15 protein-coding genes are annotated in these 14151 nt (G+C 36.9%); 5 read left to right on the top strand and 10 right to left on the bottom strand.

Annotated features, from left to right (window positions below):
* Position 1 precedes the first annotated feature (1 nt).
* From DFQ12_RS00850 to DFQ12_RS00860, 3 genes are read left to right on the top strand one after another with little or no spacing between them, the layout of a single operon-like run.
* Positions 2-1039, top strand: coding sequence for an HD domain-containing protein (locus DFQ12_RS00850; RefSeq protein ID WP_120257142.1), 1038 nt, complete (start codon positions 2-4; stop codon positions 1037-1039).
* A 3-nt stretch (positions 1040-1042) separates the two neighbouring features.
* Positions 1043-2812: an ORC-CDC6 family AAA ATPase gene (locus DFQ12_RS00855; RefSeq protein ID WP_120257143.1), complete on the top strand. Its 1770-nt coding sequence runs from the start codon at positions 1043-1045 to the stop codon at positions 2810-2812.
* Positions 2813-2817: 5 nt separating this feature from the next.
* On the top strand, positions 2818-3774 hold the full coding sequence (locus DFQ12_RS00860; protein WP_120257144.1) for an HFX_2341 family transcriptional regulator domain-containing protein: 957 nt from the start codon (positions 2818-2820) through the stop codon (positions 3772-3774).
* A 152-nt stretch (positions 3775-3926) separates the two neighbouring features.
* Here DFQ12_RS00860 and DFQ12_RS00865 read toward each other — a convergent pair whose 3' ends face one another.
* The 10 genes from DFQ12_RS00865 to DFQ12_RS00905 form a co-directional block, all read right to left on the bottom strand.
* On the bottom strand, positions 3927-4301 hold the full coding sequence (locus DFQ12_RS00865; protein WP_208642405.1) for an HIT family protein: 375 nt from the start codon (positions 4299-4301) through the stop codon (positions 3927-3929).
* A 2-nt stretch (positions 4302-4303) separates the two neighbouring features.
* The gene (locus tag DFQ12_RS00870; RefSeq protein ID WP_120257145.1) at positions 4304-5329 is read right to left on the bottom strand and encodes an HNH endonuclease family protein; all 1026 of its coding nucleotides are present in this window, start codon (positions 5327-5329) and stop codon (positions 4304-4306) included.
* Positions 5330-5368: 39 nt separating this feature from the next.
* On the bottom strand, positions 5369-5719 hold the full coding sequence (locus DFQ12_RS00875; RefSeq protein WP_120257146.1) for a hypothetical protein: 351 nt from the start codon (positions 5717-5719) through the stop codon (positions 5369-5371).
* A 4-nt stretch (positions 5720-5723) separates the two neighbouring features.
* Entirely contained in the window at positions 5724-6077 is a 354-nt protein-coding gene (locus tag DFQ12_RS00880; protein WP_120257147.1) for a hypothetical protein, read from the bottom strand.
* An 8-nt stretch (positions 6078-6085) separates the two neighbouring features.
* Positions 6086-6544 (bottom strand): hypothetical protein, encoded by a 459-nt coding sequence (locus DFQ12_RS00885; RefSeq protein WP_120257148.1) that lies wholly within the window; start codon positions 6542-6544, stop codon positions 6086-6088.
* Positions 6534-6671, bottom strand: coding sequence for a hypothetical protein (locus DFQ12_RS28010; protein WP_167457159.1), 138 nt, complete (start codon positions 6669-6671; stop codon positions 6534-6536). The genes DFQ12_RS00885 and DFQ12_RS28010 overlap by 11 nt, the downstream gene beginning before the upstream one ends.
* A gap of 27 nt (positions 6672-6698) precedes the next feature.
* Entirely contained in the window at positions 6699-7037 is a 339-nt protein-coding gene (locus DFQ12_RS00890) for an avidin-fold protein (RefSeq protein WP_120257149.1), read from the bottom strand.
* A gap of 253 nt (positions 7038-7290) precedes the next feature.
* A complete protein-coding gene (locus DFQ12_RS00895) occupies positions 7291-8484 on the bottom strand; it encodes a PDDEXK nuclease domain-containing protein (protein ID WP_120257150.1) in 1194 nt (397 codons plus the stop codon).
* 28 nt (positions 8485-8512) lie between these two features.
* On the bottom strand, positions 8513-8932 hold the full coding sequence (locus DFQ12_RS00900) for a nuclear transport factor 2 family protein (RefSeq protein WP_120257151.1): 420 nt from the start codon (positions 8930-8932) through the stop codon (positions 8513-8515).
* A gap of 210 nt (positions 8933-9142) precedes the next feature.
* Complete coding sequence (locus DFQ12_RS00905) at positions 9143-9436, bottom strand: hypothetical protein (RefSeq protein ID WP_120257152.1); 294 nt, start codon at positions 9434-9436, stop codon at positions 9143-9145.
* A 1000-nt stretch (positions 9437-10436) separates the two neighbouring features.
* On the opposite strand from DFQ12_RS00905, the gene DFQ12_RS00910 reads away from it, so the two are divergent.
* Together DFQ12_RS00910 and DFQ12_RS00915 are read left to right on the top strand one after the other, a co-directional pair.
* Entirely contained in the window at positions 10437-10811 is a 375-nt protein-coding gene (locus DFQ12_RS00910; protein ID WP_120257153.1) for a hypothetical protein, read from the top strand.
* Positions 10812-10827: 16 nt separating this feature from the next.
* Entirely contained in the window at positions 10828-14151 is a 3324-nt protein-coding gene (locus tag DFQ12_RS00915; RefSeq protein ID WP_120257154.1) for a SusC/RagA family TonB-linked outer membrane protein, read from the top strand.

A 14151-nucleotide genomic window follows, 5' to 3' on the forward strand; every position in this document is an offset into this window, starting at 1 on the left:
AATGGATTTAGGGAACAAGAATTTAGAAGAATGGTTGAAAAATGTAGAACCCAACATGTTTCCTCAAGGCAAAATTGAGGATCATTATACTCATTATAAAAAATTAAAAGAACATTTGAAACCAATTCACGAGGAAGTTGTCCATGGAGCGAATTTAAAAGATCCAGAAATGTTTCTAAATGATCATGGAGAAAAGCACATCGAAACGGTTATATCTAGAGCTTCATATTTAGTAGCAACCGATGATTGTAATTTAACTCCATATGAAGTTTATCTCTTACTCTGTTGTATTCAAATTCACGATATTGGAAACATATTTGGGCGTTATAATCATGAGAAAAACTCTGTGGAAATCATGAAAGAGGCAAGAGCAATTTGTGGTAGGGATACTATAGAAGCAATGACAATTAGATCAATAGCAGAGGCTCATGGTGGGAAATTGGAAAACGGTAATAAAGATAAAATATCTTCTCTAAGTAAAGTAGTAGATACAATGTATGGTGATATTCGACCGAGGTTATTGGCGAGTATACTTCGCTTTGCCGATGAGCTGGCAGACGATAAAACTAGGGCTAGTTCAACTCTGTTGAGGACAGGTAAAATACCGAAAAAAAGTGAAGTTTTCCATGCATATGCACATTGTTTACAATCCGTTAAATTTGAACATTCAGACGCACAAATAAAAGTTACATTTTCTGTTCCTGATATCTTTTTGAGTAGAAAATTTGGTAAATTAGATGAGGAGGTCTTTCTTATGGATGAAATATATGAACGATTAATGAAAATGTATTACGAAAAACGCTATTGCATGAGATTTATGAAAAAAAACATTGATATAGATAGAATACGTGTTCATATTCAATTTTATAGTGAAGAGGAAATTTGCGAAATTCATGATAAACTAGTGTTTGATATTAGAGATAGAGGATATCCATCTGATACGTCGAGTATATACATTCTTTGCCCTGAATTGTCGCGTAATAACTCCAGACTGGATGGTGAATATTTCAATTCTTTATCAATAAAACAAAACAATTAGGTAATGAAAAGTCCTTTTGAATATACATCGCCAGAAGCTCTTACTGCAAAAGACATAATAGATCTATTTGTCCCTTACTCAGGAGAATATTATAATGTTCCAAATTTAGGGCATACATTTTTAAATGGCCCCAGAGGTTCTGGAAAGAGTATGTATTTTCGTTATATGGAACCTGATTGCCAATCAATAGTTCAAGGAAAAGAAATCAAGAACCTTGATTATTTGGCACTGCACTTACCAATTAAGGAAGGTCAATTGGACAAAACCGATTTATCACTACTTAAAAATAAGCATGGGGAACACTTAATTAACGAACATTTTATGGTTATAAATTTTTCCATTAAAATATTTGAAAATTTAAGTAGGATATCTTTTGAGGAATCGGAAGAAAACCTGAAATGTTGTCGCTTTTTTATCGAAAATGTTTTCTTTTCTTTATTAAAAGACTCTTATTGGGATGAAGATTATTCAATAGAAGGGATTAGCACTATTCAACAATGTTTTATTTTTTTACGTAACATATGTAAAGATATAAATAGAGATTTTACAAGAACTCTAATTTCACAAATATTTTTAGCAGAAGGAAAACATATCTCTTATTCGGGGCCGCTATGTCTTTTTAATGGTTTTATGTTAAATTTTCTCGAAGGCTTGAAAGAACTTCCTTTCTTTCCTAGAGGCCCTATTTACCTTATGATCGATGATGCGGACAACTTAAACATAATCCAGACTAAAATTCTAAATACTTGGGTCTCATTAAGAATTTCTAAAATTGTTAGTTTAAAAATTTCTACTCAATTGCGATACAAGACATATAAAACTATAAATAATTCTAGAATTGATACTCCTCATGATTACTCGGAAATTAATATATCTGATATATATACAACGAAGAAAAGTTTGTATAGAGAAAGAATTAAAGAAGCTGTCGAGAGGCGACTTAGGAAATTCACTAGTAAAAGTAATATAAGTGTTGATGAATATTTTCCTTCAGATAAAGATCAAGAAAAAAAGATAAATCAACTTTTTGAAGAATATAAGAAAAAAAATGGAGGGGAAAAAAAAGGTTACGATTTTGCTTATAGATACGCTAGAGCAGATTTTATAAAAAATCTACAGGGAAATAGAAATCATTACAGTTATGCTGGATTTGATAATTTGGTAAATATATCATCAGGTGTTATGAGACATTTTATAGATTTTTCGCATAGGATGTTTACCATGCAGCTTAGTAAACAAAATGAAAAGGAAGAAATTAGATTTATTACCCCAATAGTTCAAGATGAACAAATTAAAGAATATTCTAAATGGTTTTTAGAAGAAAATTTTGCGAAGTTAAAGGAAGATGCGAGTAATTCCTCTGAAGAACTTAACGATTTTGTACTACTTCGTAATTTATTAGAAGCTTTAGGTCAAACTTTTCATTTGATTTTAATTTCTGATTCTAAAGAGAGACGGGTTTTTTCGTTTGCACTCCAAGATGATCCAAATGAAGAGCTAAGAAAGGTTTTAAAACTTGGTGTCGAATTAGGTTATTTTCAGAAATCTTTAATTGGAAATAAGATGGGAACTGGTCAAGCTCAATTGTATATTTTGAATAGATTGTTAGCCCCTTATTTCAAACTAGATCCGACAAGTTTTGCCGGATATAAATTTGTTACTTGCCAAATACTTTTGGAAGCAATGACAAAGCCAAATACTTTTGTTGGGCGATTAAAACGAAGCGGTGTTAATTCCGCTTTTGAAGACAATCAATTGACATTATTTACATAGAAAATATGGAGAAAATTACCTTAAAGGATATAAAACATCAACTTGCAGGTTGTAAAGTCAGCCATTTTTTAACTTGCGCAAGTTTTGAAGATAGATCTTCATCCCTAGTAAAAGTTATGCTTGGTCAAGAAATAGATGATATAGGGATTTTTGCTACAATAGATTTTGCGAAAGAAATTGAGGAATCTCGAAATCATATGTGTCACCTTCTGCAGGATTATAAGGTTCAAAAAATAGATCTGAAGATATCTGATCCCGTTTTTTCTTTCATTAATATAGTCAACTATTGTGTTAATATATTTGTGAATGAGCCAGTTTTCTTGGTTTTAGATATCAGCACTTTTACTCATGAACATTTATTAATTTTATTTAGAGTTATACGAGATTATAAGAGGGAATCTGATACAGTCTTTGTAAGCTATACATCTGTTCAGGAATATTCATATAATATAACTGAACATACGGATAAATGGCTTACAAAAGGTGTTAAAGAATTAAGATCTATCATTGGGTTTCCTGGGTATTTTGACCCAACCCGAAGAAATCATTTAATTATATTAGTAGGGTTTGAAGTAGAAAGAGTTATTAAATTAATAGAGAGCTTCGAATTTGAAATGGTAACTCTAATTATCGGATCTAGTGATAATCCTATGAGTATTAATAATCAGATAATTAATGAGCATAGATATGATCAGATATTAACGATGTATTCCCATGCAAAAAAAATGGAGGTTTCTTTAACTAATCCTCAGGAAGTCAAAACTACAATTTTAAATTACATCAAAGACTTTGACGATTACAATACAGTAATTGCTCCAATGAATAATAAAATTTCCACTTTAGGAGTTGGTTATGCTGCGATGGAAAACACTGATATCCAGTTGTTTTATATGCAAGCGAATATTTACAATACAGAAGGTTATTCTAAATCTGAGGATTGTTTTTATTTGGGGAAATTGTGATTTTAAAGATTTTTTTTATTTAAATTTTTGAGGATTTCTTAGAAAAATGTATGAGTTTATTTAATTAAATACAATACAACCGCGTTCAATAAATCTTTATTGTAATTAATATTCGGATTTGAGAAAAATATACGATATTTTCTTTATAAGTACTAATAACTTCCCTTACTCGGTATAACATGCCTCACACCCCCTCTAGGATTCTCCATGTCACCAGAATAACGTGGAATCAGGTGGCAGTGAAAATGGAAAACCGTTTGTCCGGCAGATTCACCACAGTTCATGCCTATATTATAACCGTCAGGAGTAAACTCAGATTCTACTAAGGATCTAGCCAGGCCGATCGCGTTATCTAAGTCAGCTTTTTCATCAGGAGTGAGGTCAAAATAATCGGTGCGAAGTGCTTTGCTTATAATTAAGGTATGACCTGGGCTAACTGGAAAGCCGTCTCGGATCAAGAAGAAATGGTGGGTTTCTCCGATTTGTTTGTCTGTTGGTAGTTCTAAAAAGTTTTTAATGCTGCTCATGGCTAAAAATTTCCCGGCAATTCAATCCAAGGCTGCCATTCATGGATCGAGTGGGAGAGCGCTAGATTGTATTGCGACTGTAGAAAGATACGTCTTTTTTCTTTTGTTTTTCCGGTTTGATTAATAATGGTTTCGGCTAATGGGTGCTTGCTCTCAATGTAGAATTCATTTCGATTATACAGCCGTTCTAGGTAACGACGATGCGGTACCCTTGCACTTTTATCACTATTGATCTTTGGGTCAGCTAACACCAGATTCCAAACGCCGTTAATATTAGCTTCCTCGGCTGTATGTGCTCGCTTATTAAGATGGAGGAGGAAGTGGTCCACTTCACATATATTCTCCGATCCCTTATTGACAAAGATATCTTGATAGGAATAGAAGCATTTGCCTTTTTGATAACCATTTAAGGCATCCCTAACCGAAGTGATTTCAATCCTCCGCATAAATGAATCTATGAACAATTCTTGCTTCACAGCATCGTGTTTGACTTCCAGCAGGTTCGGATTGATCTGTAAGTTCCATGCTGTTTCGACCAGGTTCCATCGGGCATCAACCTCTTGTTCCAAATTAATAAATTGAAGAGCTTCTCTTAATTTAAAGATATTGTCCGTTAGAATGATTTCCTTCTTGCCATCACCGTAATTCTTTTGATAGAATGGATCTTTGATTATATCACCATTGACATTCTGAAATGCATCGACCACGTTGACAAAACCAAATTTGATTGTCGTTTGGATCAACTGGTCTTCACTGATCCGACCAGCAGCAAAATCACGACAGGCATTTAGAAATTTACTTGATGTAGAACTACCTTGCTTATCACTTTTCCCAAGGTGCTCAATAATATTTCTGGCAAAAGGTACCGCTAGCTCTTCAAGGGATAGGGAAGATCTGTTAGGGGATAAGAGTTCTATTATAGCTTTAGCAAATGCAAACTTATAGGTAGCCGAGTTTTTGCCAAACAAAATAATGGCTCGCCATTGCGATTCTAGACTGGGATCGTTGATCTGGAATTTTGTGGACATTTGGTTCAAAGCTTTGGGAGTTTCGCCGATATAATAGACCTATTCCTCAATATGATCTTTCAATTCCTCTTTTATACGATAAAATAATTCTAACTCATACTTCAGCTGTTCTTCTTCTGAAACGACTGGCGGTAGGTGTGGCTTTGAAGGATCGAATGGCCCTTTAATAATTTCTAAAGTGACCACGTCCCCAAGTTTAAGTGTAGTATTTAACCAATCAACGCTTTTATCCGTATCAGAATCTAGACCGCCAACAAGAAAACCAAATTCATTTCGACCTTGTCTACGCGCAAAAACCGCCATTGCATGCAATACGTAGTGAGCTTTGTCAAATCCCGCTTTGGTAACATGCTTGTCGTTTATTTTGATTTTAACGCCAATATTATTCATATATTTATTTGATGTGGTCTTTAAGTTTTTCTTTCAAATGATAATAAGTATCCAGTTTATCTTTTAATACGGCTTTCTTATCAATCTCACTTTTAGTTCTAGTTTTGGGCTCGTCAAAAGGAGCCTCAATCACCTCCATTGTAATAGTGTCTCCCTCTTTAAGGTCAGTGCCGTACCAATAAAGATGGTCGTTCTGCTCACCATCCATTCCACTTACATTAAAGGAGAACTCCTTACTGCCATTCTTTCTTTCCACAAAGTTTAGATTGGCAATTAATACATAATCATCCTTGTCCAATCCAGCATTTGTGACCGGACTGCCGTTGAGTTCTATTTTAAGCCCTAGTTTTTTTTCCATGGTTATCTTTATAAAATTTCCGCTTCACCAATAATATTAGGACCTTCATGTAGCCACCATTTGCGACCTTTTGTTAAATAATTATCCAGCTCATTTATTGCGAGAAAGCGAACTGTAGCAATTCTTTCTTCACCAGGCATTAAATTTTCACCTTCAAAATTTATATCACCTATATATGTTTGCTTTAATTTACCTTCCGAGTTATATTCAAACACATGATTGGGACGATAACCTGAGCTGATACCAGTTTTTCGGCCACCATCTTCAGTAGGCTTTAGTCGTATTTTTGCCTTGACTATAAACAACCCGTCTCCGGGATTAAGCTCTTTTATACTGGCAAGGGTGTATTTGTCATATGCCATCACATCGAAAACCTTTGATGCGCCAGTATCTAACCAACGTTTGTATATGAGTTTACCATTCATGAATAGGTAGAGCTCATTTTCTGAAAAATCTTTAAATATCATGTTGATACACTTGTATATCTGGTTTATTCTTTTTCGCCAAATAGGCATTAAATTCATCTTCTTCTTGTAGGTCGTCCCTTTTGCTAAATATCTCTTCCTGTGCTATTCTTCCATTGGGAAACATCATTTTCAGTTATGACAACGTAGTTCATGTTTATACAATTTCTTCAATAGTAGATTTTCCACTTGATTGATCACCATTGGTCCATCTCCATTCTTCGTGAAGTCTTATTCTTCCATCTTGAAGAATCTCAGGCGTAGATCGACAAAGACCCGTCATTATTTCCCCATCTTTATTAACATGATGATATCGCATATTTATATTTCCATTTTCGTCCACAATACCTAATAAATGACCTGAGACAATATTCCCGCCTGAATACGAAGAGGTGAGTATATTTCCCTCTTGCTTGTAATGAAATGTGGTTTCGCTGGAAGTATCGCTATTGTCTGAATTGTTGACTATTCTAAATGTTCGATTGTGATAATTCATTTTTTTAGACTATATTTTTTGAGAGATGGATGTATAATTTCGTTCATACTACAGCGTACTGATCTGCCTTTTGAGTTCACTTCATCCCCCTTTTTAACACCATTTGGAAAATCCATTCTAAATATGATTCTTTAAAATTAAGCTTAGCTCATTACCTTAGCTTTTGAGATTACGCTTTTTCCGTTGGAATCTTTCATTACCTCATCTTTCCAGTTTTTGGACCGAGATCTCCAAAATCAAGGTTAGAGGATTCTCAATTTTCTCTACCATATACGATACCTTGCTCGCGTAATATATTTTTCTCCCGTTCTATTTCCGCTATAAGCTCTTCTTCCGAAGGCAATTCGAGTAAATACTTACTGACAAACAATTGTTGATCGCTGTCGGCAATGGCGTATTCTACCAAGGCTTTGTTTTGGTTGGTCACGAGCAATAACCCCACCGGAGGGTTGTCGTCCTTTTGCATCATTTCCTTTTTGTAATAATTGACGTAGGTTTTTAATTGCCCGATATGTTCATGCTTGGCCTCGTCGATTTTGAGTTCTACTAGGACATGACATTTTAATATCCTGTGGTAAAAAACAAGATCAATGAAGAAGTATTCTCCACCTATCAATATGCGTTTCTGTTTGGCTTCGAAGCAAAAGCCTTGGCCCATTTCAAGCAGAAAGCCCTCCAAGTGTTCTAGGAGTGATTTTTCAAGATCATTTTCATAAACGACATCTTTGGCCTTTAGCCCAAGGAACTCAAAGGTAAAAGGTGATTTGATGACATCATCGGCTGTTAGCTGTTCTGCTTTTTGATTGATAATCTTGGATAATTTATCGGGTTTCTTGCTTATCCCACTTCTCTCATAATATAGCGTGTTGATTTGTCTTTTCAATTCGCCGACGCTCCATGCTTGCCTAATACATTCTAACTCATAAAATGTGCGCTTCTCTAAATTTTGAATTGGGAGGAGTTGTACGAGGTGAGTAAAAGAAATCTTTGATAAAATTTCGACAGGATCTGTTAGTGGGCCATTTTTTATAGGTTGTCGAAACGCTTGGTTCAATTCATCAGTCGTCGACTGATGAATTGTATTTGACTCGTAGCCAGTTTTTTGTAATTGGTCAGTCATCGACGGACCAATTTGAATTCCTTTTAATTTACTGTTGATCAGTGTGTCTTTTACAGCAGATATTAGATGAGGGTATGCAATATAAAATTGTCTGCATAACCTTAGATTCGTAACAGATAATCCTTTTATTTTTATTGATGCTGCAAGTTCGGGGAGTAGTTGTTCACCATATTTTGCTCTTTCTTTACCTTTTTGCTCAAATTCGATGATGTATAGGCCTATCAGCCAGTTGCGTAAAGTGAGCGATTGGTTTACAGCTTTTATAGCTGAGAGCTGTAGCTCTTCATGGGTATTTTGAATACTGCTGACTAATTTTTCAAATTCCATTTCTTGCTGATCTTTTTTATTCTTTTCACTACGCTATATCTGTCAACCTAACTATTTTCCCATGGGCCGAAAACTCAAAAATTGATTTGCCCTTCAAGTTTATTTCATCACCTTTTTTCAGCCCATTTGGAAAATCGATCGCCGCAATAGCTCTGTAATTGATCGTGATTTCTGTCGAACTATGGGTGTGGGTTATTGACTCAATGGTCTGCTCTCTTTCACTAAAATACGAGAGAGCTTCAATGGCTTGTTTTTTGAATTCCTCGATTCCTTGTAATTCCATAGTTTTCTCATCATTCATTATGTTCTGAAAAATGATTCCATCATCAAAATTTGCTACCATATCTTCTACATCCATCTTGTTATATGCTTCGACATACCGGAAAATCTTTTCCGTTCTGTCATTTAAGACGGATGCGCTCGTAAGTTTTTGTACAGTATTTTCCATTTACTTGCTAGTTGATGTATATACTTTTTCTATATGCGTTTTTCTATTCTAAATCTGAAAATCTAGATGCGGAGCGAGAATGAGCTCGTCGCGTTGCCATTTCGGATTAAGCTTTTTTTCCATAATTTTCTTTTGGTTTTATTTCGAATTATTCTTTTATTTTTCTTAATTTTTGTATATAATATCCAGATATAAGAAGCATAGCAAGACTTATTTCTTTCCCTTACCTTCTTTTTCTTGGTACTGTTCAAACATTGAAAAAAATTGTAATAGAGATATATTTGCGTACTGGCAAATTTTGGAAATGGTTGAAATTGGCATATCGTACCCTTGACTTTTTATTAATTTTTCAATTGTCGTTCTGCCAATTGAAGTAATTTCTTCATACTGCCGTATAGTCGGTTTAATACCGTTAATTTTAATTGGCGCAATAAATTTGACGTTAATAAAGCTCAATAAATCATTTTCTAAATGTTCCTGTTGTTCGTCTTTAGTTTTTGTCATTATTTTAGATAATAAAAATTGAAAAAAAACTGTCCGCTATAGCGGACAAATGAATATAATTACCTATATTTGTATTAGTTATTAAAAAAGCGACACGTAGGGCATAACTTTAGTTCTGCCAACAACGATGTTACTCTCGTCTGAAAACCGCTAATTGAACACGAGAGGACTGCGGTTCGCCATTTTCTACTGGAAATGCTATCTTTACGATATATTACCAGTAGGGTGAGCCGTCTATAAGTCTTCTTGGGTTCAAGATTCAAGTCTCGTGTAGACTAGATGACAGGTTTCTTAGCGGTTTCCTGGGCAAGGAGCAGGATGGTTCACCTTATTGGTTTTCAACCAATACGCCCTTCCTCAAGCTTTCTGAGTTTCATCGTTTGATAACCAAAATGAATGATTATGAGACGAACAGAAAACACCCATCAAAACAAACCAAGCTACCTCCGGGAGGTAGTCCACTGGTATGCCCACACTATTCCCATAAAGAACGTAATTCGTTCGCCTGGATAAATTATTTAAATCACTAAAAACCGAAACAGGAGAGAGCTGCTATCGCAGGTTTGTAACATGCCGATAGAATACAAATAAGTACTCCCTTGTCCGAGGTTTTCCGATCTGTCTGTAATACAACATCCCTTTTTGATCTGGTTAATAAGAAAGTTAATTGCTTTATTCAAGCGTCGATAACTTAAAATTAGCATTTAATATTTATTGTACCAAATAAATAAAGGAATTATTGTATAGTTTTTCTATAAAATACAGATCGGTTTTTTACCTGTCCCGGCAGGAAGCGCCATAATATTCCCCTAATCAATGCTTTGTAATCGTTTTGAGGCGCTTTGCGGGATTTTGTTTATTCTTAATTTGTGACACCTGCAAGGACTGTGAATTCCCTGCAATGACACCTCTTTGGAATGCAAAATTTTTTGCAATAGGGGAAGGTATGTCCGATTCAAACGATAGGACATAGCCAAAGTCATCTTTATGAACCTTAAAAATGAATCAAAAATATTCAAATGTGCTAGCCCTAGAGTTTGCACTCTATGAAATCCATGATGCGGAATACGATCCCATCAAAAAGATCACTGACTTTTGGGAAAAGTATGATCTCATCGGTATCCAAAATACATTGCATTTACTATTGAAAAACCACACTGACAGCAATTACATGGATGAACTCTATGTAATCTGCCATAAGAAGGTCTTCTTAGCTGATCTATTCCGCTTATTGATCGCTTATTTTACGATACACACAAGTAATAGTAATATCAATGATGTAGATATCTTCGATGCTGATACTACGCAGATAAGCCGGGCTGAACTAGCCGTCAGTAAAAGAATCCATAATTTTTTCTGTCTAAGAAAAGACTAACCTTAACAATAAGTAGATGACGAAACAATCAAAATCGTTAACTGCCTTATTGGATAAGGTGGTCAATATTCCATGTATACAGATTACATTATTTGTAATCCTGTTTTTATTAATTTCTATGTTTAGTTTATCAGCTCAGACGCCCCGCAAGGACAGCGGGGCGGATGGGTTGTTGTCCATCAGCGGTACCATTGTATCAGCTGTTGACGGCAAGCCGATCCAAGGTGTCTCCATCCGAGTCGAAGGTGAAAAGGGTAGAGCCTCGTCTAATAAGGATGGCTCATTTTCATTGAGAGTTGCCAATCCTAATGGTACAGTTTCATTCTCGCATGTGGGATTCAAGCGTTTAGAAACTTCATATACTGCCGGAGTATCAATGTCTGTTAAACTGATACCGCTGGAGAATCAATTGGAAGAGGTGGAGGTGGTGAGTACGGGATACCAAAAGATCCCAAAGGAGCGGGCGACGGGCAGCTTTGAGTTTGTGGATAATAAACTACTCAATAGAAAGGTGTCAACGGATATTCTTAGCCGTCTGGAGGATGTAGTGCCGGGGATAAGCAGGGAGAAGTCCGCCGATCGTGGGAAATTGCCTTTCATTAACGTACGCGGTGTGAGCAGCATGCGATCCTATGCCTGGCCACTAATAGTGGTCGATGGAATGCCTTATCAAGGTGACTTAAATTGGGTAAATGGTACGTCATACTGGGGCAATTTTAATAATATCAATCCCAATGACATTGAGAGCATAACCGTTTTAAAGGATGCAGCAGCATCCTCTATATGGGGAGCGCAGGCGGGAAATGGTGTTATTGTTATTACAACCAAGAAAGGAAGTTATAATCAACCGGTCCAGGTCGACGTTAATACAAATCTATCCATAGAGGGCAGACCGGATCTGTACGCACTTCCACAGATGAGCAGCAAAGATTATATCGAAGCTGAGAAATACTTGTTCGACAAGGGAGCGTATGATTTTAAGCTCGGACGGGAGTTTACCAGGATGTCGCCTGTGCAACGGCTCCTGTTTCAACAGAAGCAAGGATTGCTAAGTGAGGCTGAGGTGGAGCAGGAGCTAGCGCGTTTGGCTAAAGTGGATAGTAGAGACCAGTTTTTAAAGTATATCTATCGTCAAGCGAGCAAGCAGCAGTACTATACGCAGCTTTCGGGTGGCAGTGCCACTGTTCGTTATAATTTCTCCGCTGGATACGATAAAAATCTCGAAAAGATAGTCAACTCAGGTTATGACCGGGTGAACTTAAAAAGCTTTGCACAGATGGTTCCGGTCAAGAATCTTTCCCTAGGCATGGGATTGACTTACACCAGCTCTGTTTTTGATGAACCGAATGGATCCGGTGTGCAGTATGGGAATCTAATAGCTTCTAATTATCCATACACCTTACTAGCTGATGGAAATGGTAATGCACTAACTTTGCCCGGAACGGTCAATCCTTTTTTCTTGGATACCTTGAGCGCGTATAACAAATTGTTGGATTGGCAATATCGACCCTTGGACGAATTGGGAAAGACCACCAGTAAAGTAAATATGCATGATATCCTGATGGATTTTAATGCAGAATACAAGTTTCCATTTGGATTGGATGCTAGTGTGCTCTACAATTACCGCAATCTACAGCAGGATCAGGAGCTGTGGAAGAGTGTGTCTTCATACGCAATGCGTGATATGATCAATTCTTTCACCCTGTGGGATGAGTCTCCGATAAAGTATAATCTGCCCATGGGTGACAATATGTACTTGGTAAATACGCGCGGCACCATGCATCAAGGTCGGTTCCAACTGTCATATAACCGCACATTTTCTGATAAAAGCAGTATCTCAGCGATAGCGGGGGCCGAAATAAAGGATATGAAAACCATCACAAATAGTACGAACTATTGGGGTTATGATAAAGAAAAACTGACCTGGCAACCTGTGGATCTTGTTTCCATATTTCCATGGGCAAACGGTATCATCGGGTATAGTAAGATCAATAGCCTCCAGGAATCGCAAAATCGGACGAACCGCTATACCTCATATTTTACCAATATAGCTTATACTTACAATAACCGGTACATTGCTAGTGGTAGTCTGCGCAAAGATGCTTCCAATCTTTTTGGGGTGAAGACCAACGACAAGGGGCAGCCTTTTTGGTCGCTCGGTCTCGCTTGGTTGGTATCCAATGAATCTTTCTTTAAGAGCCAACAGGTTCTAGATTTCCTAAAGTTGCGGGCCACGTATGGCTATAACGGCAATGTGAACAATACGGTGTCAGCGTATCCGATCATGGATGTATCACCTTATCCGGATTATGTGACCGGAAATAACTATGGTACGATATCGACACCACCCAATCCATTGTTGCGTTGGGAAAATGTCGGTATGCTCAATCTAGGACTTGATTTTGGCTTAAAAAACAATCGCCTGACGGGTTCTGTTGAATTTTATGTCAAAAACTCCACCGACCTTATTGCACCAGCGCAGATCGATCCCACATCTGGCTTTACGACATTAAATATAAATAGCGCAGATATGCGTGGCAAAGGGGTGGATGTAAGCCTGCAATCTGTCAATATCAAAGGGGAACATTTCAAGTGGCATTCAAACCTCGTTTTTGCGTATAACAGGACGAAGGTGACCAAATCCTATATTTCAAATGATGCCGGACGCTATTTTGTCAGTGGAACACGTATACTGACTCCCATAGAAGGGATGGATGTGTATGCGGCATTGGGCTATGACTGGAAAGGTTTAGACCCTGAAAACGGAAGGCCGATCGGGCTGTTTAACGGTCAGGAATCCAAAGACTATAATAAAATATACAACAGTACCAAAGTGCAGGACCTGATCAGCATGGGATCAATGCAACCTGTGTATTTCGGTAGTTTCAGAAATAGCTTTAATTATCGCTCATGGGAACTATCCTTTAATATAAGCTATCAATTGGGACATAAATTTAGGAGACAGTCTTTCAATGCATTCCAGTTTTATGATGCGGAATCAGGACATAAGGACTATGCACTAAGGTGGCAGAAAGCTGGAGATGAGCTGCATACCAGCGTTCCATCCTTTGTATATCCTGTTGACAATAACGAAAGCCAGTTTTACAAATATTCCACAGCTTTAATAGAACCTGCAAGCCAGGTTAAGTGGCGGGACATCCAGATAGGGTATACTGTTTCTGGCCTTAGCTGGAAGGGGATCAAGAGTCTACGTCTCTATGGCTACGTGAATAATGTGGCCACCATATGGCGGGCCAATAAATGGGGGATAGACCCTGAATATGGTCAGAACTATCCAGATCCGATGTCTTTTTCAGTGGGTATCAATTGTAAATTCTAA

Origin of the sequence: Sphingobacterium detergens (assembly GCF_003610355.1) — a bacterium.
Classification (GTDB): Bacteria; Bacteroidota; Bacteroidia; order Sphingobacteriales; family Sphingobacteriaceae; genus Sphingobacterium; species Sphingobacterium detergens.